General features: G+C 70.9%; 23 protein-coding genes and 1 tRNA gene. 18 read left to right on the forward strand and 6 right to left on the reverse strand.

Annotated elements, in window-relative coordinates; genetic code table 11:
• Positions 1–7 precede the first annotated feature (7 nt).
• The 5 genes from moaC to OG841_RS26810 all read left to right on the forward strand — a co-directional run bounded on the left by moaC (position 8) and on the right by OG841_RS26810 (position 3,277).
• On the forward strand, positions 8–487 hold the full coding sequence (gene moaC, locus OG841_RS26790; RefSeq protein ID WP_328639162.1) for a cyclic pyranopterin monophosphate synthase MoaC: 480 nt from the start codon (positions 8–10) through the stop codon (positions 485–487).
• On the forward strand, positions 484–1,026 hold the full coding sequence (locus OG841_RS26795) for a MogA/MoaB family molybdenum cofactor biosynthesis protein (RefSeq protein WP_328639161.1): 543 nt from the start codon (positions 484–486) through the stop codon (positions 1,024–1,026). Before moaC ends, OG841_RS26795 begins: the two co-directional genes overlap by 4 nt.
• A complete protein-coding gene (locus OG841_RS26800; RefSeq protein ID WP_328643565.1) occupies positions 1,023–1,661 on the forward strand; it encodes a GNAT family N-acetyltransferase in 639 nt (212 codons plus the stop codon). The genes OG841_RS26795 and OG841_RS26800 overlap by 4 nt, the downstream gene beginning before the upstream one ends.
• Before the next feature lie 209 nt (positions 1,662–1,870).
• On the forward strand, positions 1,871–3,115 hold the full coding sequence (gene sepX / locus OG841_RS26805; RefSeq protein WP_371566972.1) for a divisome protein SepX/GlpR: 1,245 nt from the start codon (positions 1,871–1,873) through the stop codon (positions 3,113–3,115).
• Between the two features lie 88 nt (positions 3,116–3,203).
• Positions 3,204–3,277 (forward strand) — tRNA-Ala (locus tag OG841_RS26810).
• Positions 3,278–3,337: 60 nt separating this feature from the next.
• On the opposite strand, the gene OG841_RS26815 is transcribed toward OG841_RS26810, so the two are convergent.
• Positions 3,338–3,814, reverse strand: coding sequence for a GNAT family N-acetyltransferase (locus OG841_RS26815; RefSeq protein WP_328639159.1), 477 nt, complete (start codon positions 3,812–3,814; stop codon positions 3,338–3,340).
• 29 nt (positions 3,815–3,843) lie between these two features.
• Between OG841_RS26815 and OG841_RS26820 the strand changes: the two genes are divergently transcribed.
• Complete coding sequence (locus OG841_RS26820) at positions 3,844–4,647, forward strand: exodeoxyribonuclease III (RefSeq protein WP_328639158.1); 804 nt, start codon at positions 3,844–3,846, stop codon at positions 4,645–4,647.
• Positions 4,648–4,826: 179 nt separating this feature from the next.
• Here OG841_RS26820 and OG841_RS26825 read toward each other — a convergent pair whose 3' ends face one another.
• Positions 4,827–5,471 (reverse strand): MerR family transcriptional regulator, encoded by a 645-nt coding sequence (locus OG841_RS26825; RefSeq protein WP_371566973.1) that lies wholly within the window; start codon positions 5,469–5,471, stop codon positions 4,827–4,829.
• A 127-nt stretch (positions 5,472–5,598) separates the two neighbouring features.
• Here OG841_RS26825 and OG841_RS26830 point away from each other — a divergent pair, with 127 nt between their 5' ends.
• The 4 genes from OG841_RS26830 (at position 5,599) to OG841_RS26845 (ending at position 9,182) form a co-directional block, all read left to right on the forward strand.
• Entirely contained in the window at positions 5,599–7,095 is a 1,497-nt protein-coding gene (locus OG841_RS26830) for a flavin-containing monooxygenase (protein ID WP_328639157.1), read from the forward strand.
• A complete protein-coding gene (locus OG841_RS26835; protein WP_328639156.1) occupies positions 7,092–8,009 on the forward strand; it encodes an alpha/beta fold hydrolase in 918 nt (305 codons plus the stop codon). The genes OG841_RS26830 and OG841_RS26835 overlap by 4 nt, the downstream gene beginning before the upstream one ends.
• Positions 8,006–8,890: an SDR family oxidoreductase gene (locus tag OG841_RS26840; RefSeq protein ID WP_328639155.1), complete on the forward strand. Its 885-nt coding sequence runs from the start codon at positions 8,006–8,008 to the stop codon at positions 8,888–8,890. The genes OG841_RS26835 and OG841_RS26840 overlap by 4 nt, the downstream gene beginning before the upstream one ends.
• Positions 8,891–8,978: 88 nt before the next feature.
• Complete coding sequence (locus OG841_RS26845) at positions 8,979–9,182, forward strand: hypothetical protein (protein WP_266563589.1); 204 nt, start codon at positions 8,979–8,981, stop codon at positions 9,180–9,182.
• Positions 9,183–9,245: 63 nt separating this feature from the next.
• On the opposite strand, the gene OG841_RS26850 is transcribed toward OG841_RS26845, so the two are convergent.
• Positions 9,246–12,464, reverse strand: coding sequence for a S41 family peptidase (locus OG841_RS26850; RefSeq protein WP_328639154.1), 3,219 nt, complete (start codon positions 12,462–12,464; stop codon positions 9,246–9,248).
• 184 nt (positions 12,465–12,648) lie between these two features.
• Here OG841_RS26850 and OG841_RS26855 point away from each other — a divergent pair, with 184 nt between their 5' ends.
• Positions 12,649–13,254: a TetR/AcrR family transcriptional regulator gene (locus OG841_RS26855; protein ID WP_328639153.1), complete on the forward strand. Its 606-nt coding sequence runs from the start codon at positions 12,649–12,651 to the stop codon at positions 13,252–13,254.
• Between the two features lie 119 nt (positions 13,255–13,373).
• Positions 13,374–15,572 carry an MMPL family transporter gene (locus OG841_RS26860; protein WP_328639152.1) on the forward strand — a complete coding sequence of 733 codons (2,199 nt, stop codon included), beginning with the start codon at positions 13,374–13,376 and terminating at the stop codon, positions 15,570–15,572.
• Between the two features lie 42 nt (positions 15,573–15,614).
• Here OG841_RS26860 and OG841_RS26865 read toward each other — a convergent pair whose 3' ends face one another.
• Entirely contained in the window at positions 15,615–16,244 is a 630-nt protein-coding gene (locus OG841_RS26865) for a GNAT family N-acetyltransferase (protein WP_328639151.1), read from the reverse strand.
• Between the two features lie 110 nt (positions 16,245–16,354).
• Here OG841_RS26865 and OG841_RS26870 point away from each other — a divergent pair, with 110 nt between their 5' ends.
• From OG841_RS26870 to OG841_RS26895, 6 genes are all read left to right on the forward strand, one after another.
• Positions 16,355–16,852, forward strand: a complete 498-nt coding sequence (locus OG841_RS26870; RefSeq protein WP_371566974.1) for a YbaK/EbsC family protein — start codon at positions 16,355–16,357, stop codon at positions 16,850–16,852.
• Positions 16,849–17,694, forward strand: a complete 846-nt coding sequence (locus OG841_RS26875; RefSeq protein ID WP_328639149.1) for a DMT family transporter — start codon at positions 16,849–16,851, stop codon at positions 17,692–17,694. Before OG841_RS26870 ends, OG841_RS26875 begins: the two co-directional genes overlap by 4 nt.
• Positions 17,695–17,877: 183 nt before the next feature.
• On the forward strand, positions 17,878–18,822 hold the full coding sequence (locus tag OG841_RS26880; protein ID WP_371566975.1) for an ABC transporter ATP-binding protein: 945 nt from the start codon (positions 17,878–17,880) through the stop codon (positions 18,820–18,822).
• Complete coding sequence (locus tag OG841_RS26885; RefSeq protein WP_328639147.1) at positions 18,819–20,168, forward strand: ABC transporter permease; 1,350 nt, start codon at positions 18,819–18,821, stop codon at positions 20,166–20,168. The genes OG841_RS26880 and OG841_RS26885 overlap by 4 nt, the downstream gene beginning before the upstream one ends.
• Before the next feature lie 4 nt (positions 20,169–20,172).
• Positions 20,173–22,908: a phosphoesterase gene (locus tag OG841_RS26890; protein WP_328639146.1), complete on the forward strand. Its 2,736-nt coding sequence runs from the start codon at positions 20,173–20,175 to the stop codon at positions 22,906–22,908.
• A 127-nt stretch (positions 22,909–23,035) separates the two neighbouring features.
• On the forward strand, positions 23,036–23,311 hold the full coding sequence (locus OG841_RS26895) for a DUF1876 domain-containing protein (RefSeq protein ID WP_328639145.1): 276 nt from the start codon (positions 23,036–23,038) through the stop codon (positions 23,309–23,311).
• A gap of 3 nt (positions 23,312–23,314) precedes the next feature.
• Here the strand turns inward: OG841_RS26895 and OG841_RS26900 are convergent, their stop codons facing one another.
• Positions 23,315–24,475, reverse strand: coding sequence for a serine hydrolase domain-containing protein (locus tag OG841_RS26900; protein ID WP_328639144.1), 1,161 nt, complete (start codon positions 24,473–24,475; stop codon positions 23,315–23,317).
• Between the two features lie 35 nt (positions 24,476–24,510).
• On the reverse strand, positions 24,511–24,957 hold the full coding sequence (locus tag OG841_RS26905) for an organic hydroperoxide resistance protein (protein ID WP_069763948.1): 447 nt from the start codon (positions 24,955–24,957) through the stop codon (positions 24,511–24,513).
• Between the last annotated feature and the right edge of the window lie 20 nt (positions 24,958–24,977).

Consider the following 24,977-nt stretch of genomic DNA (forward strand, 5'->3'; position numbering starts at 1 on the left):
CACAACCATGAGTACGCAGGACCGACTGACGCACATCGACGAAGCGGGGGCCGCCCGCATGGTCGATGTCTCCGGCAAGGACGTCACGGCACGCACCGCGCGTGCCAGTGGACGTGTTCTCGTGTCGCCCCGAGTGATCGAGCTGCTGCGCGGGGAGGGCGTCCCCAAGGGCGACGCGCTGGCCACCGCGCGGATCGCGGGCATCATGGGCGCCAAACGCACGCCGGATCTGATCCCGCTGTGCCACCCGTTGTCGGTGTCCGGTGTGAAACTGGACGTGTCGGTCGCGGACGACGCCGTGGAGATCCTGGCCACCGTGAAGACGACGGACCGCACGGGCGTCGAGATGGAGGCCCTCACCGCGGTGTCCGTCGCCGCGCTCACCGTGATCGACATGGTCAAGGCGGTCGACAAGGGAGCGGTCATCACGGACGTGCGGGTGGAGGAGAAGACGGGCGGCAAGTCGGGCGACTGGAGCCGGGCATGACGGCCGACGGGTCGATCGGCGGCGCGCTCCTCGCGCCCTACAGCGCCCTGGTCGTCACCGCCTCCAACCGGGCCGCCGCCGGGGTCTACGAGGACAAGGGCGGCCCGCTGATCGCCGATGGCCTCAAGGGCTTCGGCTTCGCCGTCGACGGCCCGCAGGTCGTGCCCGACGGTGACCCCGTGGAGGCCGCCCTGCGCGCCGGCGTCGAGGCCGGATACGACGTCGTCGTCACCACCGGCGGCACCGGCATCTCGCCCACCGACCGCACCCCCGAGGCCACCCGCGCGGTGATCGCCTACGAGGTGCCGGGCATCGCGGAGGCCATCCGGGCGTTCGGGCGGGAGAAGGTGCCGACCGCCGCGCTCTCCCGGGGCCTGGCCGGGGTGGCGGGACGCACCCTGATCGTCAACCTGCCGGGTTCCAGTGGCGGGGTGAAGGACGGACTGGCCGTTCTGGAGCCCCTGTTGATGCACGCCGTCGACCAGATCCGCGGCGGCGACCACCCGAGACCCGGCCACGGCAGTGGGGGTGCGAGCTGAACAGCCCATCCTGGCCCGTCGTACTGGCGGACGGCGATGTCGTCCTGAGGCCGATAAGAATGCGTGACCAGCGGCTGTGGCGTGAGGTCAACCGGCGCAACCGGGACTGGCTGCGCCCCTGGGAGGCGACCATTCCGCCGCCCACCCCGAGCGGGCCGATCGCGCACCGTCCGACCTACCGTCAGATGGTCCGCCACCTCAGGGCCGAGGCGAACGCGGGGCGGATGCTGCCGTTCGTCATCGAGTACCGGGGGCAGCTGGTCGGGCAGTTGACGGTCGCCGGAATCACCTGGGGCTCGATGTGCTCGGGCCATGTCGGCTACTGGGTGGACCAGTCGGTGGCCGGGCGCGGAGTGATGCCGACCGCTGTGGCGCTTGTCGTGGACCACTGTTTCCGCACGGTCGGCCTGCACCGCATCGAGGTCTGCATTCGCCCCGAGAACGGGCCCAGCCGTCGGGTCGTCGAGAAACTCGGATTCCGCGAGGAGGGACTGCGGCCGCGTTATCTCCACATCGACGGCGCCTGGCGCGACCATCTCGTGTTCGCGCTCACCGCGGAAGAGGTGCCCGACGGTTTGCTCCGACGCTGGCAGCGGGCACGCTCCAGGAGTACGCCGCACGACAATCCCGCATAGCCGGGAAGCCGGTCCGGCGCCTTGGCCAGAAAATGGAATAGGTGTTCGAAAATGATCGGTGCATGACCGTCTCGGGACATTGAATTCACGACTCGTGCGGCCTGCTGATCGGATCGGTCACAAAAAAAGCTCGAAATATCAGCCAGATCGTGCGACACACCGGCGCAATTGGCAGATGGCCTCACGCAAACCCCTCTACCGTGTGAGGCGTGAGCAGCAGCGGCCTCATCTACGCAGTCATTGTCGGGGCCTGGGCCGCCTACTTGGTGCCGATGTGGCTCCGTAGGCAGGACGAGCTGAACGAGGCCCGTCCGACGGAACGCTTCAGCACGGCCATCCGGTTGCTGTCCGGACGGGCGGGCATGGAGCGTCGATACGCCAAGGACCTGCGCGCGCGCTCCGCCGACGAGGGGGAGCACGGCGCCGACGAACCGGATGCCGTCACCGAGTCGGTGGACGTCCGGGCCTTCGCTATGCCTCCGGCCCCCCGTCCGCAGGCCCAGGCGACGGTCCAGCCGCCGGCTTCGGAGCGCCGGGAGGCGCCGCGCGAGCCCGCGCCCGAACACGGTGGCGCGCCGACACGGAAGCAGGCACCCGCACCCGCCGCCCCGGCGCCATCCCACGCTCAGACGCATGCCCCCGCGCCCCGGCGCACGGCCGCCGCGGAAGCGGCCGCGGCGCGCGCCCGGCGCACGAAGGTACTCGCGCGCCGACGGCGTACGACTGTGATGCTCTTCCTTGCCTTCACGCTCGGCACGATCGTCGCCGCCGTCGGAGGACTCGCCTTCCTGTGGGCGCCCGGCGTGCCCGCCGTGATGCTCAGCGGGTACATCGCGTACCTGCGCTCCCAGGAACGCCGCCGCTTCGCCTACCAGATGGACCGGCGCCGGGCCGAGGCCGCCGCACAGCGACTGCGGGAGCGCGCGCGCCAGCCGCGCCGGCGCGCGTCCGTGAGCACCGGCGTGGAAGCCGACGAACCGGAAGAGGGACCAGGGACGGAGACCGATCCCGGACTCTCGGCGCTCGCCGCCGACCGGCGCGCCCTCGTCGAGCAGACCGATCACGCCGAGTGGATCGACCAGCAGCGCGAACGGCAGCACCGGCCGGGGCACGGGGACAGCTGGGACCCGGTACCGGTGCCGCTGCCGACGTACGTGACCGCGCCGGTCGCTCCGCGGGCCACCTCGGACGTGGACCTCGGGGCGCCGGACGCGTGGAGCTCGGCGCGGTCCAGCAGTGCCGCCACTCCGGAGCAGTCGGCCCGGGAGGCGACGCCCGTCGCGGAGGACGAGGAGTCGGAGGACCTGTCGGACGACGCGGAGGGCAAGCCGGCGGCGGGCGGCCGCAGTGACGCCCGTCGCGCCGCCTCCGCCCGCCGCGCACGCGAGCGGGGCCGTACGCCGCTCTTCGACCAGTACGAGGAAGGCGACCGGCCGCGCGCGGCCAACGAGTGACGGACGGGGCGGGATCACCGCGCCCTGACCAGCCGGGAACGGATTTCCAAGCACCCGGACCGGGATGCTAGAGTTTCACTCGTTGCAAGGGCCTGTGGCGCAGTCTGGTAGCGCACCTCGTTCGCATCGAGGGGGTCTGGGGTTCAAATCCCCACAGGTCCACGTATCATGAAGGCCCGCTCCTGATTCAGGAGCGGGCCTTCTGCCATGTGTACGGCCCTCTCACAGCGGCTTCGCGAAGCAGCGGCTCGCCTCGTGGTGGCGGTAATAGCCGAACTTGACGCAGGGTTCGTAGCCGCTGGAGGTGTACAGCGCTATCGCCTCCGGCTGCTTGGTGCCGGTCTCCAGGACCATGCGCAGTCGGCCCGCCGCGCGGGCGTCGTCCTCCAGGGCCGCCAGGACACGGCGGGCGAGACCGCGGCCGCGCATCTGCTCGATCACGTACATGCGCTTGAGCTCGGCGTCGCCGTCCAGGTTGCCCTCGCCGTTCGCGTCCTGGGCGCGCCAGCCGCCCGTGGCGACGGGGCTGTCCCTCTCGTCGTACGCGATCAGGTACACGCCGTTCGGCGGCTCGAAGTCCGTCGGGGCCAGCTCGGTGGCGTCGCCGCCGTCGCCATAGCGGACGTGGTACTCGGCCTGGACCTGGTCGTTGAGCTTGACGGCGTCGGGGTGGTCGAAGGGGACACGGCGGATCATCATGTCCTCCAGTGTGCCGGTATCGTTCGCGGGTGCTCACTGTGACCTCCGCCAATGTGAACGGACTGCGGGCCGCCGCGAAGAAGGGCTTCGTGGAGTGGCTCGCGGACACCTCCGCCGATGTGCTCTGCCTGCAGGAGGTGCGCGCCGAGCCACAGCAGCTGCCCGAGAGCGTCCGGGCTCCCGAGGGCTGGCACGTGGTGCACGCGCCCGCCGCCGCCAAGGGGCGTGCCGGTGTCTCCCTTTACACCCGCCGCGAGCCCGACCGGGTCCGGATCGGCTTCGGCTCGGCCGAGTTCGACACCAGCGGGCGCTACGTCGAGGCCGACCTGCCCGGCGTCACCGTCGCCTCCCTCTACCTGCCCTCCGGCGAGGTGGGTACCGCGCGGCAGGACGAGAAGGTCCGCTTCATGGACGAGTTCCTCGTGTACCTGAAGAACCTGCGCGAGCGCGCCGCAGCCGACGGCCGCGAGGTCGTCGTCTGCGGCGACTGGAACATCGCCCACCAGCAGGCCGACCTCAAGAACTGGCGCGCCAACCAGAAGAGTTCCGGGTTCCTGCCGGAGGAGCGGGCCTGGCTGAGCCGGGTCCTCGACACCACCGACGGGGGGTACGTCGACGTCGTACGGTCACTGCATCCGGACGTGGTGGGGCCGTACTCGTGGTGGTCGTACCGGGGGCGGGCGTTCGACACGGATGCGGGTTGGAGGATTGATCTCGCGGTTGCGACCCCAGGCCTCGCGGGCAGGGCGGTCAAGGGGTTTGTGGAGCGGGCCGCCAGCCATGATGAGCGGTGGTCGGACCACGCTCCCGTGACGGTCGTCTTCGACATGTGACGTGGGCTGTGGGGGGTAGGGCGGCTACGTTCTGGCCCTGGCGTCGGGCACTGCTGACGAGAGCAGCCAGATCACTCAGGATCACCTGACGCGTCATCCGGAGCCGCGAAGAACTCGACGATGATGCTCACCCAGGCATCATGCCGGACCGTCCACGACCATGATCGGCCGGACAGGTCCTAGTCCCGCTTCCGCAACCGCCGGTCCAGCGCCAGCGAAAGTTCCGCCTCCACCACGCTCCGCGCCAGCGGGCGCAGGCGCTGGAGGTCGTCCTCGCTCGCGTGGCGCAGGACCAGCTCGGCGAACATCTCGGCCAGGTCGTCCACGTGCTCGCGGACGCGTTTGCCTGCCGCCAGGACCTCCCCGAGGGGAATGCCCTCGCGGACCAGTTCGGAGGAGACGTCCAGGAGGCGGCGGCTGATGTGGACGATCTCGTCGCCGTCGGTGCCGAGGTAGCCGAGCTCCATCGCGGCGGCGAGGTTCTCGGGGGTGACCTCGCCCTCGAAGCGGGCGGCGAGTTCCTCCGGGGTGAGGCGGACCGGTTCCTCCTCGGTGGGAGGCGCCACACCCAGGACGTCGGCGACGTCGCGGCCGTGGTCGAGGGCTTCCGCCAGTTCCGCGATGCCGGTGAGCGTGTGGCCGCGTTCCAGGAGTGCGGCGATCGTGCGCAGGCGGGCCAGGTGGTGGTCGTCGTACCAGGCGATACGGCCCTCGCGGCGGGGTGGCGGGATCAGTTTGCGTTCGCGGTAGAAGCGCAGGGTGCGCACTGTGATGCCGGCCAGGCGGGCCAGTTCCTCCATGCGGTATTCGCGCTTGTCCGTCACGGCCGCAGCCTATGTCGTACCCCCAGTAACTTTCCTTCCCCCCGACCCCTACCCATCGGTACGGAGCTGCTCTACCCTCCCATTGCGCCAGTGTTCACTGGCAGAGTCGGGCAGGGAAGGCATCGGCATGGCCGAACAGGAGCATGTGCGGGTGGCGGTGGTCGGGTCCGGATTCGGTGGGCTGGGGGCCGCCGTACGGCTGCGGCGCGAGGGTGTCACCGACTTCGTCGTGCTGGAGCGGGCCGCCAGTGTGGGGGGTACCTGGCGGGACAACAGTTATCCGGGGTGTACCTGCGATGTGCCCTCCCACCTGTACTCCTTCTCCTTCGCGCCCAACCCGGACTGGCCGCGCACCTTCTCCGGGCAGGACCACATCCGCGCCTACCTGGAGCATGTGACCGACGTCTTCCGGCTCCGCCCGCACATCCGCCTCAACTCCGAGGTCAAGCGGATGACCTGGGACAGCGAGAAGCTGCGGTGGGACATCGAGACCGCCGGTGGCCATCTGTCGGCCGACTTCGTCGTCTCCGCCACCGGGCCGCTCTCCGATCCCAAGATCCCCGACGTTCCCGGCCTGGACTCCTTCCCGGGCAAGGTCTTCCACTCCGCCCGCTGGGACCACGACTACGACCTGCGCGGCAAGCGGGTCGCGATGGTGGGGACCGGCGCCTCGGCCATCCAGATCGTGCCGGCAATCCAGCCGCTCGCCCGGAAGGTCACGCTCTTCCAGCGCACCCCGCCCTGGGTGATGCCCCGCATGGACCGGGCGATCAGCGGCACCGAGCGCTGGCTGCACCGGCAGCTGCCCTTCACCACCCAGGCCCGTCGTGGACTGCTGTGGGGCATCCGGGAGTTGCAGGTCCAGGCGTTCACCAAGCGGCCGGGCGAGCTCGGCGCGGTGGAGCAGTTGGCCAAGCGCAACATGGCCCGTGCCATCAAGGACCCGGCCCTGCGCGCCAAGCTCACCCCCGACTACCGCATCGGCTGCAAGCGGATCCTGCTGAGCAGCACGTACTACCCGGCGCTCGCCCAGCCCAACGTGGACGTGGTCGCGAGCGGGCTCAGCCGGGTCGAGGGGTCGACACTCGTCGCCGCCGACGGCACCGAGGCCCAGGTCGACGCGATCGTCTTCGGTACGGGCTTCCACGTCACCGACATGCCGATCGCCGACCGGGTCGTCGGCGCGGACGGCCGGACGCTCGCCGAGGCGTGGAAGGGCGGGATGGAGGCGCTGCGCGGTGCCTCCGCCGCCGGCTTCCCCAACTGGATGACCATCATCGGGCCCAACACCGGGCTCGGGAACTCCTCGATGATCCTCATGATCGAGTCCCAGCTGAACTACCTGGCCGACTTCGTACGCCAACTCGACGTCCTCGGCGGCCGGGTGGCCCTCGACGCCCGGCCCTCCGCGGTTCGGGACTGGAACCACCGGGTGCAGGAGCGCATGAAGCGCACGGTGTGGAACACCGGCGGCTGCACCAGCTGGTACCTGGACGCGAACGGCCGCAACAGCACGATCTGGCCCGGCACGACGACCGAGTTCCGGCGGGCGACCCGGCGGGTGGACCTCGCCGAGTACGAGGTGCTGCGGGTTCCGGCGCACGCGGAGGCGACCGCCGTATGAGCCGTCCGACGCACGTGGTCTCCGGGCCGTACGCCCCACCCGTCCCGGTGCGCGAACTCACCGCCGTCTCCGCCGACGGGGCGCGCCTGCACGTGGAGGTGCACGGTCCCGACGACGCGCCCCCCGTCGTCCTCGCCCACGGCTGGACCTGTTCCACCGCCTTCTGGGCCGCCCAGATCCGCGAACTCCGCGTGGACCACCGGGTCATCGCGTACGACCAGCGCGGCCACGGACGCAGTCCGGCGAGCCCCGCCTGTAGTGCGGACCTGCTCGCCGACGACCTCGAAGCCGTACTGGAGACGGCCCTCGGGGCAGGCGGAAAGGCGGTGATCGTCGGTCACTCCATGGGCGGGATGACCGTCATGGCCGCCGCCGAACGTCCCGCGTTCCGTGCGCACGCGGCCGCCGTTCTGCTGTGCAGCACCGGTTCGTCGCGGCTGGTCGCCGAGTCGACCGTCGTACCGATCCGGGCCGGGCGGCTGCGCACCTGGCTGACCCGGCACGTCCTCGGGGCGCGGGCGCCGCTCGGACCGGTCACGCCGCTCGCCCGGCGGATCCTCAAGTACGGGACGATGGGCCCCGGTTCGGCCCCGCACATGGTGGAGGCGTGCGCGCGGATCGTGCACGCCTGCCCGCGCAAGGTGCGTCACGCCTGGTCGCAGGTCCTGGATCTGCTCGATCTGGACCACGGCGTACGGCAGCTCACCGTGCCGACGGCCGTCGTCGTCGGTACGGCCGACCGGCTCACCCCGCCCGTGCACGCACACCAGTTGGCCACCGCGCTGCCCCACTGTCTCGGAGTGACCGAACTGCCCGGCGTCGGCCACATGACGCCCATCGAGGCGCCCGAGCCGGTCACCGCGCGGATCCGGGAACTCGTCACCACCTACGTCCAGGTCAAGGAGGGCGCATGAGCAGGGTCGGACTCGACGGACAGGTCGCGGTCGTCACGGGGGCCGCGCGGGGCGTGGGCGAGTTGCTCGCCCGCAAGCTGTCGGCGCGCGGGGCGAAGGTCGCGCTGGTCGGCCTGGAGCCGGACGCGCTCAAGCAGCTCTCCGGACGGCTGCACGGCGACAGCGACCACTGGTACGCCGACGTCACCGATCACGAGGCGATGGCCCGGGTCGCACGGGAGGTCAAGGAGCGGTTCGGGAAGGTCGACATCGTGGTGGCCAACGCCGGGGTCGCCACCGGCGGGCCCTTCGTCGACTCCGATCCGCAGGCGTGGCGGCGGGTGATCGAGGTCAACCTCATCGGATCGGCCGTCACCGCCCGGGCGTTCCTGCCGGTGCTGATGGAGAGCCGCGGGTATCTGCTGCAGATCGCCTCCCTGGCCGCGATCACCCCGGCGCCGATGATGACCGCGTACTGCGCGTCCAAGTCCGGTGTGGAGGCGTTCGCGCACAGCCTGCGCGCCGAGGTCGGCCACAAGGGCGTGCGGGTCGGGGTCGGGTATCTGTCGTGGACCGACACCGACATGGTGCGCGGGGCCGACCAGGACGACGTCATGCGGGAGCTCAGGCAGCGGCTGCCGTGGCCGGCCAACAAGACGTATCCGCTGGGGCCGGCCGTCGAGCGGATCGTGGCCGGGATCGAGCGGCGGTCGAGCCATGTGTACGGGCAGGGGTGGCTGCGCGGGATGCAGGGGATGCGCGGGTACCTGCCGGGGCTCATCGGGACGGTCGGGCAACGGGAGATGCGGCGCTTCGGGGAGCGTCTGGAGGGAATGCGGGTGGGGCTCGTCGGTGCAGGTGGGGCCGCGGATGAAGAGGCTCGCGCTACGCACCGTGACTGATCGAAATGCGTTCTTTGTCCGGGCGTGTGAATCTGGTCGAGGCCCCGGCCAGGGGCCTTTCCCCTCACCCCCACGGGAGTGAACCCACATGGGTATGAAGGACCAGTTCCAGGACAAGTCCGAGCAGTGGCAGCAGCAGGCCAAGCAGAAGGCCGAGCAGGCCAAGCAGCAGGGCCAGCGGGGTCGTCAGGGTCAGGGCCAGGGCCCGGACCGCGACCGCATGCGGGACGAGGAGACCGAGCGGCTCCAGCGCGAGGAGCAGGAGCGGCTCGACCCCGACTACGACATGTAGTCACTGCTTGACGCGTGGGGTGCCCTCTCTTTCCTGGGAGGGCACCCTGCGGTGCTGTGTGTCTCAAGACCTCGGCGGAAGCTTCGGCCTCGACCTGTCCGGTACGTCCCGGTAGGTGGGCGGCGTGGCCGGAGGGTTCGTCTCCAGCAGGCTCAGCGCCAGCGTTACCGCGTCGTCCAGTTGGGCGTGGCGGCCCTCCGCCCAGTCCAGCGGGGTGCGGAGGATCTCCAGGTCCGGGGGCACGCCCTGGTTCTCGATCGACCAGCCGTACGCGTCGAACCACGCCGCGTTCATCGGTACGGTGATCACCGTACCGTCGCCGAGCTGGTGGCGGCCGGTCATGCCGACCACCCCGCCCCAGGTGCGCTGGCCCACCACGGGCCCGAGCTTCAGCAGCTTGAACGCCGCCGTGATCATGTCGCCGTCCGAGGAGGTCGCCTCGTCGGCCAGGGCGACGACCGGGCCGCGCGGGGCGTTCGAGGCGTACGACACCGGTTGGGCGTTTCTCGTCAGGTCCCAGCCGAGGATCGTGCGGGTCAGTTTCTCCACGACCAGCTCGCTGATGTGACCGCCCGCGTTGCCGCGTACGTCGACGATGAGGGCGGGGCGGGAGACCTCCATCCGCAGGTCCCTGTTGAACTGGGCCCAGCCCGAGCCGCCCATGTCCGGGATGTGCAGATAGCCGCACCGGCCGCCGCTCAACTCCCGTACGACAGCGCGGCGTTTGGCCACCCAGTCCTGGTAGCGCAGGGGGCGCTCGTCCAGGAGCGGGACCACCGCCACCCGGCGGGCCCCTCCGGCGGGTGGGGCGAAGGTCAGCTCGACCGTCGTACCGCCCGCCGCCGCGAGCAGGGGATAGGGGCCCGCGACCTCGTCGACCGCGCGGCCGTCCACGTGGGTGAGGACCGCGCCCTCGCGGATGCCCGTGCCGGCCAGCGGGGAGCGTGCCTTGGAGTCCGAGGAGTCGCCGGGGAGGATCCGCTTCACCGTCCAACCACCCTCCCTGAGCACGAGGTTCGCACCCAGCAGACCCTGACGGCGCTGGTAGTGCGGGGGGCCCTCGTTGCGGCGGGCGGCGGTGACATAGGCGTGGGAGGTGCCCAGTTCGCCGAGGACCTCGCGCAGGAGGTCGGCGAACTCGTCGGGGGAGGCGACCCGTTCGACCAGCGGGCGGTACTGGTCGAGCACCGCGTCCCAGTCGATGCCGCACATCCCCGGTTCCCAGAAGTACGACCGGATCAGCCGGCCCGCCTCCTCGTACGACTGGCGCCACTCGGCGGCCGGGTCGACCTCGTGGAGGATACGGCGCAGGTCGATCCAGACGATCGTGTCGCTGTCGCCGGACTCCGTGGCGGGGGTCGCGCGCAGCTCGCCCTCGTCCACCACGACCAGCCGGGAGCCGTCGCCGCTGACCGCGAACCAGTCCAGGTGCTCGACCAGTTCGGTCTTCTTCGCCTTGCCGATGGCGAAGTGTTCGAGGGTCGGGCGCTCGGAGGTGTCGTCCGGGTTCACGAAGGTCTCGCCGAGGGCGCCCGAGATCGGCCAGCGCAGCCAGACCAGGCCGCCGCCCGCGACCGGGTACAGCGCCGAGTACTTGGAGGCGGGGACCGGGAACGGGGTCACCCGGCTCTCCAGCCCCTCGAGTTCGACGGTCACGGCCCCGCCCTCGCCGCTCTCGTCCTCGACCGGGTCCAGGCCTCCGGCGGCCGGGCGGCCCTCCGGGTTCAGGGCGAAGGGGGAGGGGGTCGCCGAGGACAGCGGGACCAGGTAGGGCCGGCAGCCGAGCGGGAAGGACAGGTCGCCGGTGTGGACGTCGTACACCGGGTCGAAGCCCCGCCAGGAGAGGAAGGCCAGGTAGCGGCCGTCCCGGGTGAAGACCGGGTTCTCGTCCTCGAAGCGGCCGTTGGTGACGTCGACGATCAGACGGTCCTTGATGCGGGCCATCTTGATCTGGCGCAACGAGCGACCGATGCCCGGGTGCGACCACGTCAGCCAGGAGCCGTCCGGGGAGAAGGCGAGGTCCCGCACCGGGCCGTTGACCGACTGGATCAGCTCGTTGACCTCCTCGTCGGCGTCCTCCGTTGCGTCGAGCAGGAGCAGGCGTCCGTCGTGCGAGGCCACGGCCAGGCGCTCGCCCTGCGGATCCGAGACCAGCTCCAGAACCCGGCCCAGCTCACCGGACGCCAGCCGCCGCGGTTCGCGGTCCCCCGTCGCACGCGGCAGATACGCGATCTCGATCGCGTCCTCGCCCTCCGCGTCCGTCACATACGCGACCTGGCCGACGGAACCGAGCATCTCCGGGAGCCGGACCCGTACCCCCGGGGTGTCCGTGATCGTGCGGGCCGGGCCGTCCCGGTGGGTCAGCCAGTACAGGCTGCCGCGGACCACGACGGCGCTCGCGCGGCCCGTCTCGTCGACCGAGATGCCGTCCACGTGCTGGGCGGCGGGCACCTGGTACGTACGGCGTCCCGCGCGCGGCCCGCTCAGCCGTACGTCGAGCCTGCGGGCCTCGGACGAGAGGTCGTCGACGATCCACAGGTCGCCCCCGCACTGGTACACCACCCGGGTGCCGTCGCTGGAGGCGTGCCGGGCGTAGAAGGCGTCGTGGTCGGTGTGGCGGCGCAGGTCGGAGCCGTCGTGGGCGCAGGAGTAGAGGTTGCCGACGCCCTCGTGGTCGGAGAGGAAGGCGATCCGGTCGCCGACGAACATGGGGGAGTGCAGGTGGCCGCCGAGGTCGGGCAGCAGACGTTCGCCGTGCAGCCAGAGCCGGCCCATGGCGCCGCCCCGGTAGCGTTTCCAGGCGGCCGGTTCGTGCGGTGGGGTGCCGGTGAGGAGCAGGGTCTTGCGGTCGGCGACCTGGATGTCGGAGACCGGGCCCCAGGGGAGCTTGTGGCCCGGGGAGCCGTCGGTGGGGACCTTGTAGGCCCAGGTGAAGTAGGAGAAGGGCTCGCCGTGGGAGGCGACGGCGAGGATGGTGCCCCCTTTTTCTCCTTCGACGGGCGTCCATCCACAGACCTGGGTGTCGGCGCTGCCCCAGTAGGTGAGCCGCCGGCCCGGTCCGCCGTCCACGTCCGCCAGGTGGATCTCGGGCACGAGACTGCGCCAGCTCGTGTACGCGATGTGGCGGCCGTCCGGCGAGAAGCGCGGATGGCCGACCTTGGTGCGGTCGACGGTCAGACGCCAGGCGCGGCCCGGACCGTCGAGAGGAGCCAGCCAGAGATCGTCCTCGGCCACGAAGCACAACAGGTCGCCGCTCAGATGCGGAAGGCGCAGATAGCTCACCTCCCCATGCTTTTCCGGGGGATGGACCGGAGCAACTTGTGAAAAAACGGCCAGTGGTGACCTGCGGCGTCAGCACGTGACCCACAACACGAACGAAACCGTTTCGTTTCGCTGAGGAATGCGCTACATTCGTGTCGTACGAAACAGTGTCGTTCGAAGTCCCGGAGCGGAAAGGGTGAGTGACATGACCGAGGTCTCGACCGCGCGTCGCAGCCGCATCACCCCCGAGCGTGAGGCCGAGCTGTACGAGGCCGTGCTCGAACTGCTCCGTGAGGTCGGCTACGACGCCCTCACCATGGACGCCGTCGCCGCGCGCACCCGTTCCAGCAAGGCCACCCTCTACCGCCAGTGGGGCGGCAAGGCCGAACTGGTGGCGAAGGCGGTGCGGCACACCAAGCCGGGCGGTCTCGGTTTCGACGAGATCGACACCGGGTCGCTCAAGGGCGACCTGCACGCGCTCACCATGCGCTCGGACGACTGCACGATGGAGCAGAACTCCGCGCTCATGCGCGGTCTGGCCATGGCGATCCACGGCAACCCGGATCTCCTGAAGGCGTTCCGCGCGCATCTCATCGAACCCGAGATCGCGGAGTTCCGCCAAGTGGTGCAGCGGGCGGTCGACCGGGGCGAGGTGCGCCCCGACAACCCGGCGATCGAGTTCATGATCCACATGATGATCGGCGGGTTCGCGGCCCGCACGATGATCGACGAGCTGCCGCCGACCCAGGCCTTCCTCCTTTCGTACATCGACGCCGTGGTCCTCCCCGCCCTCGGTGTTGCGCACGACTGACCCACAGTCACCCCAGCAAGCCCTCCACCTGACGTACCCGCTCACGTCGTCGGGCTGATCATCCCTGCCCTTGGGCCGTGTCGCCCTAGATTCCACGACCTGACCGGGAGTACGCCTTCGTGGCCACTTTCCTCTACAAACTCGGCCGCCTCGCCTTCCGGCGACGGCACTTCGTCGCCCTGATATGGGTGGCCCTGCTGACCCTCGCGGGCGTCGGAGCGGCCAGTGCGCCCGCCGCCGGATCCACCTCCTTCTCCATCCCCGGCACCGAGGCACAGAAGGCCTTCGACCTGCTGGAACAGCGTTTCCCCGGAGCCAGCGCCGACGGCGCGACCGGGCGCATGGTCTTCAAGGCGCCCGAGGGCGAGAAGATGACGGACGCCGCCCACAAGGCGACCGTCGCGAAGACCGTCAAGGAGCTGGGCGACGGCTCCGAGGTCGTCTCCGTCACCGACCCGTTCACCACCAACGCGGTGAGCAAGGACGGCACGGTCGCCTACCTCTCGGTGAAGTACGACGCTCCCGCCGTCGGCCTCAAGGACGCGACCAAAGACGCCCTGGAGACCGCCGGTGACGACGCCCGGGCCACCGGTCTGACCGTCGACGTCGGAGGCGACGCGCTCCAGGCCCAGCCCGACGCGGGGGGAGTCGGCGAGGCCATCGGTCTCGCCATCGCCGCGGTCGTCCTGGTCATCACCCTGGGCTCGATGATCGCGGCCGGGTTGCCGCTGCTGACCGCGATCATCGGTGTCGCGATCGGCGTCTCCACCATCACCGTTCTCGCCAAGGCGCTCGACCTCGGCACCACCACGTCCACGCTCGCGGCGATGATCGGCCTCGCGGTCGGCATCGACTACGCGCTGTTCATCGTCTCCCGCTACCGCGCCGAACTGGCCGAGGGCCGCGACCGCGAGGAGGCGGTGGGCCGGGCCACCGGCACCGCCGGTTCCGCGGTGGTCTTCGCGGGCCTCACGGTCGTGATCGCGCTGGCCGGTCTCTCGGTCGTCAACGTGCCGATGCTGACCAAGATGGGTCTCGCCGCGGCGGGCACGGTCGTGATCGCCGTCCTCATCGCGCTGACGATGATTCCGGCGCTCCTCGGGTACGCGGGCCGCAAGATCCGCCCGGCGGGCGAGAAGCGCAGGAAGACCACCGGGACGGCGCTCTCGAAGCCCAACCTGGGCACGCGCTGGGCGAGCTTCGTCATCCGCCGACCGGCCGCCGTACTGCTGCTCGGTGTGGTCGGCCTCGGCGCCGTCGCGCTACCGGTCAGCCAGTTGGAACTGGGCCTGCCCGACGACGGCTCGCAGCCGACGTCCACGACCCAGCGCCGCGCCTACGACCTCCTCTCGGAGGGCTTCGGGCCCGGCTTCAACGGCCCCCTGATGATCGTGGTCGACGCGAAGAACAGCGACGACCCGAAGGCCGCGGCCACCACGGTGACCGACGGCATCAAGGGTCTCAAGGATGTCGTCACGGTCACCCCGGCGACCTTCAACAAGGCCGGCGACACCGCGACCATCACGGTCGTCCCCGACTCCAAGCCGTCCTCGGCCCAGACCCAGGACCTGGTGCACGCCATCCGTGACGACGTCGCGTCCAAGGCGGACGCGGACGTCCTGGTCACCGGCACGACGGCGCTGAACATCGACTTCTCGCAGAAGCTGAGCGACGCGCTCATCCCGTACCTGGCCCTGGTCGTGGGCCTGGCCTTCCTCCTCCTGATCGTGGTCTTCCGCTCGATCCTGGTCCCGCTGAAGGCGGCCCTCGGCTTCCTGCTGTCGGTCCTCGCCGCGCTCGGTGCCGTCGTCGCGGTCTTCCAGTGGGGCTGGCTCGGCGGGCTGCTCGGCGTCGAGGAGACCGGCCCGATCATGTCGATGATGCCGATCTTCATGGTCGGCGTGGTCTTCGGCCTCGCGATGGACTACGAGGTCTTCCTCGTGACCCGCATGCGCGAGGCGTACGTCCACGGCGAGTCCCCGAGCCAGGCCATAGTCACCGGCTTCAAGCACAGCGCCCGGGTCGTGGTCGCCGCCGCGGTCATCATGATGGCCGTCTTCGGAGGCTTCATCAGCTCCGGCGAGTCGATGATCAAGATGATCGGCTTCGGCCTCGCGATCGCCGTCCTCTTCGACGCCTTCGTCGTCCGCATGGCGATCGTCCCCGCGGTCCTCGCCCTGCTCGGCCGCCGCGCCTGGTGGCTGCCGAAGTGGCTGGACCGCGCGCTGCCCAACGTCGACGTCGAGGGCGAGGGACTGCGCACCCAGGCGGAGAAGGACGCGGATCCGGACGAGGACCGGGAGCTGGTACGCGTCTGACGCACGCCGCGTGAGAGAGGTGGGCCGGTGAGGGAGGTGCCCTCACCGGCCTTCTTCTGCCGTGGACCGGCCAAGATAGGTGACGGGCCCGGGATCCGGTACGGCGATCTCGTGAAAGCCGAGACGGTCGTAGAAGGCACGGGCGGGCGTGTTGGCGGACACCATCGACAGGTGTACGGCGGCCACGCCCCGCTCGTGCAGCGCGCGCAGGAAGCTCCCCATCAGCGCGCGCCCGTACCCGCGCCCCTGCCACTCGGGGAGCAGATCGATGTGCAAGTGGGCGGGACAGGCGGCGACTTCGGGCACCAGCATCCGCTCGGGGCGGTGCAGGAGCGCGACGATCTCCTCGTCGGGGCTGCGCGGCTCGTGGCGGGGCTCCGGGTAGCGGTCGGCCACCAGGGGCAGCCATTTCGCGCGGTAGTCCGCCACGAACCGGGGCGTGTCGGCGGTCCCGAGGATGTACCCGACGGCCCGTCCCTCCCCGTCGTCCAGCACGAAGGCCAGCTCCGGTTCGAGATGGACGTACGGCGCCGCGAAGGCCGCCGGGAAGACGCCGGGGTCCTTGTAGTGCGGACGGCTGTCCCGGCCCGCGTGGGCGGTACGGACGCAGATGTCCTCGAGGGCGTCGCGGTCCTCGGGGCGGTAGGGGCGTACCGCGGGAGACGGGGTCATCGCAGCATCCTGCCGCTTCAGCACGGCGGGACGCCACAACAAGCCCGGTCCACACCGTCCGACGATGAATTCGGTCGTGACGTTTGTATCCGGCAGCTAACCTGCCGGGCATGACGCCTTCGGACTCTGCAGCCCATCCCCGTTTCGCCGAGGCCCTCCGCGAGCTGGGGCTCGGTGAGCTCATCGCGCAGGTCCGCCGCTTCCCGGACGCGACCCGTACCGCCGCCGAGGCCGCCGCTGCCATCGGGTGCGAGCTGAGCCAGATCTGCAAGTCGCTGATCTTCGCGGCGGACGGGGTGCCCGTGCTGGTGCTGATGGACGGGGCCTCGCGGGTCGACCTCGAGCGCGTCCGGGAGGAGCTCGGCGCCGACAAGGTCACCCGGGCCAAGGCCGATGTCGTACGGGAGACGACCGGGTACGCCGTCGGGGGCGTGCCGCCCTTCGGGCACCGTACGAGGACCCGGGTGCTGGCCGATCGGTCGCTGCTCGACCATGACCTCGTCTGGGCCGCCGCCGGCGATCCGTACGCCGTGTTCCCCATAGCTCCCAAGGACCTGGTCGCCCAGGCCGGTGCCGCTCTCGTGGACGTCCGCGAGCGCACCGCGTGACGCCGCTGGTCACCGCGGCCGTACTGCTCGCCGCGGTCACGCACGCCAGCTGGAACGCCATCGCGCACCAGATCACCGACAAGCTGGTCGGGTTCACGCTGATCTCGGGCGGGGGGATGCTGATCGGGCTGGCGCTCATCCCGCTCGCGGCGGTCCCTGCGGCGGGCGCGTGGCCGTATCTCCTCGCCTCGTCCTGCATCCATATCGCCTACTACGCGCTGCTGATGAAGTCGTTCCAACTCGGGGACTTCGGGCAGGCCTATCCGATCGCACGCGGCACCGCGCCCCTGGTCGTGACCGTGCTGGCCGCCCTCTTCGCGAACGAGGTGCCCGACGGGTGGGCCGCCGCCGGAATCGCCCTCTCCTGCGCGGGACTGACCGGCGTCGCGCTGTGGGGGCTGCGCGGCCGTCGGCCCAACTGGGCGGCGATCGGCGCCGCGTTGGCGACCGGGCTGACCATCGCCGCGTACACCGTCGTCGACGGGCTCGGGGTGCGCGCCTCCGGTTCCCCGCTCGGGTACATCGCCTGGCTGATGGCGGTGCAGGGAGTCGTGATCCCGGCGTACGCCCTCACACGGTGGCGCGGCCGATTCGTCGCCGTACTGAGGCCGTTCGCGGGGGTCGGGCTCGTCGGTGCCGCCCTCTCCGTGGCCGCGTACGGGCTCGTCCTGTGGGCCCAGACCAAGGCCGAACTCGCCCCCGTCGCCGCCCTGCGCGAATCCTCGATCATCGTCGGCGCGGCCATCGGCGCCCTGTTCTTCAAGGAGCGGTTCGGGGCGCCGAGGATCGTCGCGGCGGGGCTGCTGGTCGCGGGCATCGGGCTGATGCTGCACGCCGGTTAGCCGTCCGTCTCGGGGGTTTGTCCCAAGCGCTGCCCAAGTCCGGCCCAACGTCGGCTATTCGTTTGCCGACTTGCCGATGCCTTGACGGTCCGTTCCCTGTGCGTTCAGGCGGACGTCCGTGGCCGGGTCGTGTGTCGTCCCTAAGGTCCCAGCGGACCGCGAAAGAAGGGACGCACGGGACTCATGGACGCACTCCACGCAGTCCGGGCCCGAGGGATCACCAAGTGCTTCGGTGACGTCGTGGCGCTCGACGGCGTCGACCTGGAGGTGACGCGAGGTCAGATCCACGGCCTGGTCGGGCCGAACGGTGCCGGCAAGACGACACTGCTCGGGCTCCTGCTGGGCCTCGCCGTCGCCGACGGCGGGCAACTGGAGATCCTGGGCGTGCCGGTCGGGCGGGCCTTCGCCGCTCCCGACGGAGTCGCCGGATTCGTGGACGGCCCCGGCCTCTATCCCTCGCTCACCGCCCGGCAGAACCTCACCGCGCTGGCCGAACTCCGGGGCAGGGAGGGGCGTACGGCCGGCATCGACGACGTGCTGGAGCAGGTCGGGCTCACCGATGTCGCCGACGACAGGACCCGCGGTTTCTCCCTCGGCATGCGCCAGCGGCTCGGGCTCGCCGCCGCACTGCTGACCCGGCCACGGCTGCTGGTGCTCGACGAGCCGTCCAACGGCCTGGACCCGGCCGGTAAACGGCATGTGCACGGAGTCCTGAACCGGCTCGCCGCGGACGGCACGAGTGTCGTGCTCTCCAGCCACCGTATGGACGACCTGGAGGCGCTGTGCTCCGAGGTCACCATCCTCGCCACCGGGCGGGTCGTGTTCTCGGGCCCGCTCGGCAAACTGGCCGCCGAGAGCCGTGAACTCGACTACCGGGTGCGGACGTCCGACCCGGAGGCCGCGCGGCGGCTGGCCGACGGCACCGACGGCATCCGGATCGCCGACGACACCGGACGCCGGACGCGGGACGCGGACGTGCTCGTCGTCCGCGCGCCGGTGCCCGCTCTCGACGCACTGGTGGCGCGGCTCGTGACGTCGGGCGTCGCGGTGCGCGAACTCGCGCCCGTCATCTCGCCCTTGGAGGCCGCGTTCCTGGCCCTGACCGAGGATCAGGAGACAGGCAGATGACCACCACCGTCACCGCGTCCCCCACCCCCGTGCGGCCCGTCTCGGTCCCGCGGAGCTACCGTTTCGAACTCGTCAAGCTCGTCTCGCAGTGGCGGATCCGCCTCCTCGTCCTCGCCTGCTGGATCCTGCCGGGGCTCTTCGTCGCCGGGGTGAGCGAGCAGAGCACGCTGCCCTCCGACACCCTCTTCGGCCGCTGGATGCACGCCACCGGCTGGGCGGGACCGCTGGTGATGCTCGGTTTCGCGGGTACCTGGGCGCTTCCGCTGCTGACCTCGGTGGTCGCCGGTGACGTGTTCGCCGCCGAGGACCGGCTCGGCACCTGGCGGCATCTGCTGGTGGCGGTCCGCTCACCGCGGCGGATCTTCGTGGCGAAGGTGCTGGCCAGTCTCACCGTCATCCTGCTGCTCGTGACCGGGCTGGCCTGCTCCAGCGCCGTGGGCGGGCTCGCCTCCGTCGGCAGCCGGCCGCTCGTCGGCCTCGACGGCCACCTGCTGTCGCCTTCCGATGCCGCGGGGAGGGTTCTGCTCGCCTGGGTCGCCGCCCTCGCCCCGACCCTGGCCCTCGCGGCCATCGGGCTGCTCGGGTCGGTCGCCCTCGGACGGTCCCCGATGGGGCTGCTGCTGCCCCCGCTGGTCGCGCTCGGGATGCAGGTCGCCCAGATGCTGCCGCTGCCCGTCGCCGTACGCCTGGCCCTGCCCGGTTACGCCTTCCTCTCCTGGAACGGTCTGTTCACCGCCCCGGCCCAGCTCGCCCCGCTGCTGATCGGCGTCGCCGTCAGCCTGGCGTGGGCCGTCCTCGCGACCGTACTGGCCCATCTGCTGTTCCTCCGGCGGGACTTCACCCACCTCGCCTACGACGGGGGCGGGCGGCGCGCGTTCACCGTGGGCGTGCTGCCCCTGACCGCGCTGACCGCTCTCACCGTCGGGGTGGTCGCCGTCGCGACCGACTCGACGGGCATCACCCAGGCCAAGGTCCAGCGCTCCCTCGCCACGGCCTTCGCCCACCTCTACCGCCTGCAGACCGAACAACTCCACCGCCCCGCCGTCACCGAGGCCCAACTGAGGGCCTCGGCGGCGTGCACCAAGAGCGACGGCCAGGCCGCTCAGCAGGGGGCGGGCAATGACTGGCGGTGTGTCGTGACCTGGCACCTGCCCGGCGTACCGGTGGCGGGGACGGCTGTCTATCAGCTGGACGTCGGATCGGACGGGCGGTTCGTCGCCGACGGCGACGGACCGAAGGAAGTGAACGGCTACTTCCTGGTGCGGACCTCCACCGGGGACGCCCCGAACCCGTTGTGGCAGTTCGACGGCAACGTCGAGCTGCTGGACACCACCTCGAAGGGATAGTCCCATGCAGGTAACACGGCAGCGCCGGAGCAGCGAGAAGGTCAGACGCCTCAGTCGCCGGACCACGCTGGTGACGGCCGGTATCGCCGTCGCCCTCGGCGTCACCGGCACCGCGGTCGCCTCCACCTACCAGTTCGGCACCCAGCAGGTCGCGCAGAACACCGCCAGGGGCGAGGTCATCTCCAGCGACCAGTACCTCAAGCCGTACGGCAGCCGGACCGTCATCAACGACGGCAAGATCATGTCGTCCACGGTCAGCCCGGACGGCACCCACCTCGCGGCCGCGGTCACCGACGGCGACGCGGCACTGGTGATCATGGACCTCGCGACCGGGCAGGTGAAGCAGAAGATCGGCGCCAATGCCGCGGACGACCTGCGCATCGGCAGCGCCGCGGTCGGCCAGGAGGGTCCCACCTACTCGCCTGACGGCAAGCAGCTGTGGCTCGGACAGGCGAACGGCTACACCAAGTTCACCGTGAACGCGGACGGCACCCTCTCCACCCCGACGGCCGTCCCCATCCCGGCCGTCGGCACCCAGCAGGCCCTGGTGGGCGCCGCGGTGTTCTCGGCGGACGGCTCCACCGTGTACTCCGCGGTCAACGGCCAGAACCGGGTCGTCGCCCTCGACGCCACCACCGGGACCGTCGAGCAGAGCTGGGCCGTCGGCAACGCCCCGCGCGGCCTCGCCCTGGTCGGCGGGAAGTTGTACGTCAGCAACGAGGGCGGACGTCCGGCCAGGGCCGGCGAGACCACCATGAACTCCTACGGCACCCAGGTGCCCGCCGACCCGGACACCGGCGCCGCGACCACCGGCACGGTCAGCGTCATCGACACCGGCGCGGGCACGGTCGTCCGGACCATCGACGTGGGTCTGCACCCGACCGCCGTGTACGCGAAGAAGGGCGCGGTGTTCGTCACCAACACCGCCGACAACAACGTGTCGGTCATCGACACCCGCAAGGACAAGGTCGTCCAGACCATCGCCACTCAGCCGTGGCCCGAGGCGAAGGTCGGCTACGAGCCCGACGCGGTCACCCTCACCGACGACGGCCACCTGCTGGTGACACTGGGCCGGGCCAACGCGGTCGCGGTCTACCGGTACAAGTCCGCGCAGGAGCCCGCCAGTTACGTCGGCCTGCTTCCCACCGACTACTTCCCCGCCGAGATCACCACGGTCGGCAAGCAGGTCGTCGTCTCCCACACCCGTGGCATAGACGCCCGCCGCCCCACCGCCGCCTCCGGACACGGCACCCACGACACCACGTCCAGCCTCACGCAGTTCACGCTGCCGAGCGACCTCGTCATCAGGTCCCAGACGGCCAAGGTCTTCCAGCAGAACGGCTGGACGCCCGGCTCGGTCACGACGGCGAAGGGCGAGAGCCACGCCAAGCCGGTCCCGGTCCCGGCACGGCTCGGCGACCCCTCGACGATCAAGCACGTCTTCCTGCTCGTCAAGGAGAACCGCACCTACGACCAGGTCTACGGCGACCTCCCGCAGGGCGACGGCGACCCGGCCCTGACGACCTTCGGCGCCAACGTGACGCCCAACCAGCACGCCCTGGCCCAGCAGTTCGGCCTCTACGACAACTTCTACGACATCGGCACCAACTCCGCCGAGGGCCACAACTGGCTGATGCAGTCGGACAACCCGGAGTACACCGAGTCCTCCGCCGGTGAGTACACGCGCAGTTACGACACCGAGAACGACGTCCTCGGTCACCAGAAGTCCGGCTTCATCTGGACCGGCGCGCAGGCGGCCGGGAAGTCGGTCAAGGACTTCGGCGAGTTCCAGTCGACCGAGTCCAAGCCGGCCGGCGCGACCTGGCAGAACCTGTACTGCGACAGCAAGAACATGGCCGCGACCGGGGCGCGGACCCAGTACCCCATCCAGACCGGCTCGGCGATCCCCTCGCTCAACAAGGTGTCGGTGCAGGGTTTCCCGATGTTCGACCTCGACGTCCCGGACATCTACAAGGAGCAGATCTGGCAGCAGGACTTCGAGAAGAACGGCCCGGCGAACCTGAACATGTTCTGGTTCTCCAACGACCACACCGGCGGCCCGGCGAACGCGTCCGCCGAGGTCGCCGACAACGACCTCGCGGTCGGCCGGATGGTCGACGAGATCTCCCACAGCACGTACTGGAAGGACTCGGCGATCTTCGTCGTCGAGGACGACTCACAGAACGGGCTCGACCACGTCGACGGCCACCGGGCTCCGGTCCAGATCATCAGCCCCTACGCCCGGCGCGGCACCGTCGACAGCCGCTACTACACGCAGATCACGATGATCCGCACCGTCGAGCAGATCCTCGGGATCCATCCGATGAACCAGAAGGACAGCGCGGCCACGCCGATGTTCGGGGCGTTCACGGGGAAGCCGGACACCACCCCGTTCACGGCGGTCCCCAACCGCACCTCGCTGACCCTCGGAGTGAGCCCCACGCCCTCCTGCGGCGCGGACACCCCGGCCGCCCAGGACGCCGACGCGGCCCCCGCTCCGACGTCCGCCGCGGTGCCGCAGGCCGAGCAGGAGCTCGCGGCGCAGTGGAAGACCTGGGCCTCGCACCAGCGGCTGACCGGTGCGCACGCCGTGCCGGACTACGCCAACGCCGAGCAGATGAACCGTTACACCTGGTACCAGACGCACGCCTGGACCAAGCCGTACCCGGGCGACGGCAAGGTCTACGCGCCGAACGACGTACCCGGCGCCTACCTGCCGTCGGCGGAGTCCGACGGCTAGACAGCCCGGTCCGGCCGGGGCACACCCGCCCCGGCCGGAATCCGGAACACGGCCAGGGGCCCCGGTCCCGTGCGGCGGGGCCCGGGGAGGAGCACTCTGGAAGCAGAGGTCTCCGGAGGTGATCCCCATGACGCACACCGCAGTCGGATGGCACGTCGAGATGGAGTTCCGGGAGGACGAACGGCACACGGAGGCGGTCGCGCTGGTGCGCCTGCCCGACGGGAGCGAGGTACGGGCACGCGGACACGCCAGCCGCCACCGCAGCGACACGAATCAGCCGCGGGTCGGCGAGGAGGTCGCGGGAGCGCGGGCGCTCAACGAAATCGCGATGCAGTTGCTGACCAAGGCGCACGACGAGATCGACGAGGCGTCCGGGCGGACGTCCCACACGATCAACGTGTAGCCGTCACAGGGCCGCCCGCACCGCCCTGACCAGAGCCTGGGCCCTCGGATCCGCCGTGACCGTCTTGCGGAACCCGTTGGTGACATAGCCGAAGGCGATGCCCGTCTCCGGGTCGGCGAACCCGAGGGAGCCACCGCGGCCGGGGTGCCCGAAGGAGCCCGCGCCGAGGAACGGCGACGCGCTGCCGTGCAGCATGTAGCCCAGTCCGAAACGGGTGTTCACGACGAGCACGCGGTCCGGACCCGCCGACTCCTCGGCGCGGGCGAGCTCGACCGTGGCCGGGTCGAAGAGCCGCACCCCGTCGATCTCTCCGACCAGCGCCGCGTAGACGCGCGCCAGCCCGTCGGCCGTCGCGATCCCGTTGGTCGCGGGCAGGGCGCTCGCCCGGTACTCCGGTGCGTTCTGGTCGGGGAAGGGGGTGATCGCGGCGAAGGCGCGGCGGGTGAGGGAGCCGGGGTCGTCGTAGGCCTCGGTGACGGACCGCTTGGGACGGGCGCGCAGGCCGCCGGTGGGCTCGGGGCCCTCGATCCGTCCGACCCGTCCCGTCCGCCCGGCCGCTTCCTCGTCCTCCGGCAGCCCGAGCCAGAACTCCGCCCTCAGCGGCCCGGCGATCTCCCGCGCGATCCACTCACCGGCCCCGAGCCCGGTCACCCTGCGCACCAGTTCGTCCAGCAGCCAGCCGTACGTCAGCGCGTGATACCCGTGGTCCGTGCCGGGCTCCCAGGCGGGCGCCTGCGCGGCGACCGCCTCGGGGCCCTTCAGCGGATCCAGGGCCTCCTCGGGCGTGAGCGGCCGGTCGATCACCGGCAGCCCGGCCCGGTGGTTCAGGACGTGCCGGACCAGTACCCGCTCCTTGCCACGGGCCTTGAACCCGGGCCAGTACTCGGCCACCGGCGCGTCCAGGTCCAGCTCCCCACGCTGGTGCAGCATCAGGGGTACGGCGGCGGCGACGCCCTTGGTCGCCGAGCGCACGACCTGCGCGGTGCCGTGCCGCCAGGGCTCGGTGCCGTCGATGTCCCTGGTGCCGGCCCACAGGTCGACCACCTTGCGCCCGTCCCGGTACACGGCGACCGCCGCGCCCCGGTCCCCGAGCGTCTCGAAGTTCCGCGCGAACACATCCCTGACCGGCTCGAAGCCCTCGGCGACTGTGCCGTTCACGTCCACGCCCGTACTCCCTCTACTGCCGCTCGAAGCCCCCCTCAGCCAAGCAGAATCGTCACGTCGATGTTCCCGCGGGTCGCGTTCGAGTACGGGCACACCTCGTGGGCCGCGTCCACCAGCTTCGCCGCGAGGCCCGCGTCGAGGATCGGCAGCGAGACGCTCAGGGCGACCGCGAGGCCGTAACCGCGGTGTTTGTTGGGGCCGATGCCGACCTTCGCGGCGACGGTGGAGCCGGTCAGGTCGTAGCCCTCGCGGTTGCCGACGAGGATCAGCGCGTTGTGGAAGCAGGCGCTGTACCCGGCGGCGAACAGCTGCTCCGGGTTGGTGCCGTTGCCGTCCCCGCCGAGCGCCGGCGGCATCGCGACCTTCAGCTCGATCTGGCCGTCCTGGCTGGTCACATAGCCGTCCCGGCCGCCGTGGGCCGTGGCCTCGGCGACATACATGATCTTCGTCGGCCGGGTGTCGACGGCGGTTTCCTCAGGCATGGCTGATCTCCCCCCGGAGA

This window comes from Streptomyces canus, from assembly GCF_041435015.1.
In the GTDB taxonomy this organism is placed as follows: Bacteria; Actinomycetota; Actinomycetes; order Streptomycetales; family Streptomycetaceae; genus Streptomyces; species Streptomyces canus_G.

What these genes read in the sequence shown, in the direction of transcription:
- moaC (WP_328639162.1), top strand. Translation starts at nt 8, where the DNA reads ATGAGTACGCAGGACCGACTGACGCACATCGACGAAGCGGGGGCCGCC.
- OG841_RS26795 (WP_328639161.1), top strand. Translation starts at nt 484, where the DNA reads ATGACGGCCGACGGGTCGATCGGCGGCGCGCTCCTCGCGCCCTACAGC.
- OG841_RS26815 (WP_328639159.1), bottom strand. Translation starts at nt 3,814, where the DNA reads ATGATGATCCGCCGTGTCCCCTTCGACCACCCCGACGCCGTCAAGCTC.
- OG841_RS26830 (WP_328639157.1), top strand. Translation starts at nt 5,599, where the DNA reads ATGGCCGAACAGGAGCATGTGCGGGTGGCGGTGGTCGGGTCCGGATTC.
- OG841_RS26835 (WP_328639156.1), top strand. Translation starts at nt 7,092, where the DNA reads ATGAGCCGTCCGACGCACGTGGTCTCCGGGCCGTACGCCCCACCCGTC.
- OG841_RS26840 (WP_328639155.1), top strand. Translation starts at nt 8,006, where the DNA reads ATGAGCAGGGTCGGACTCGACGGACAGGTCGCGGTCGTCACGGGGGCC.
- OG841_RS26845 (WP_266563589.1), top strand. Translation starts at nt 8,979, where the DNA reads ATGGGTATGAAGGACCAGTTCCAGGACAAGTCCGAGCAGTGGCAGCAG.
- OG841_RS26855 (WP_328639153.1), top strand. Translation starts at nt 12,649, where the DNA reads ATGACCGAGGTCTCGACCGCGCGTCGCAGCCGCATCACCCCCGAGCGT.
- OG841_RS26865 (WP_328639151.1), bottom strand. Translation starts at nt 16,244, where the DNA reads ATGACCCCGTCTCCCGCGGTACGCCCCTACCGCCCCGAGGACCGCGAC.
- OG841_RS26870 (WP_371566974.1), top strand. Translation starts at nt 16,355, where the DNA reads ATGACGCCTTCGGACTCTGCAGCCCATCCCCGTTTCGCCGAGGCCCTC.
- OG841_RS26880 (WP_371566975.1), top strand. Translation starts at nt 17,878, where the DNA reads ATGGACGCACTCCACGCAGTCCGGGCCCGAGGGATCACCAAGTGCTTC.
- OG841_RS26885 (WP_328639147.1), top strand. Translation starts at nt 18,819, where the DNA reads ATGACCACCACCGTCACCGCGTCCCCCACCCCCGTGCGGCCCGTCTCG.
- OG841_RS26890 (WP_328639146.1), top strand. Translation starts at nt 20,173, where the DNA reads ATGCAGGTAACACGGCAGCGCCGGAGCAGCGAGAAGGTCAGACGCCTC.
- OG841_RS26895 (WP_328639145.1), top strand. Translation starts at nt 23,036, where the DNA reads ATGACGCACACCGCAGTCGGATGGCACGTCGAGATGGAGTTCCGGGAG.
- OG841_RS26905 (WP_069763948.1), bottom strand. Translation starts at nt 24,957, where the DNA reads ATGCCTGAGGAAACCGCCGTCGACACCCGGCCGACGAAGATCATGTAT.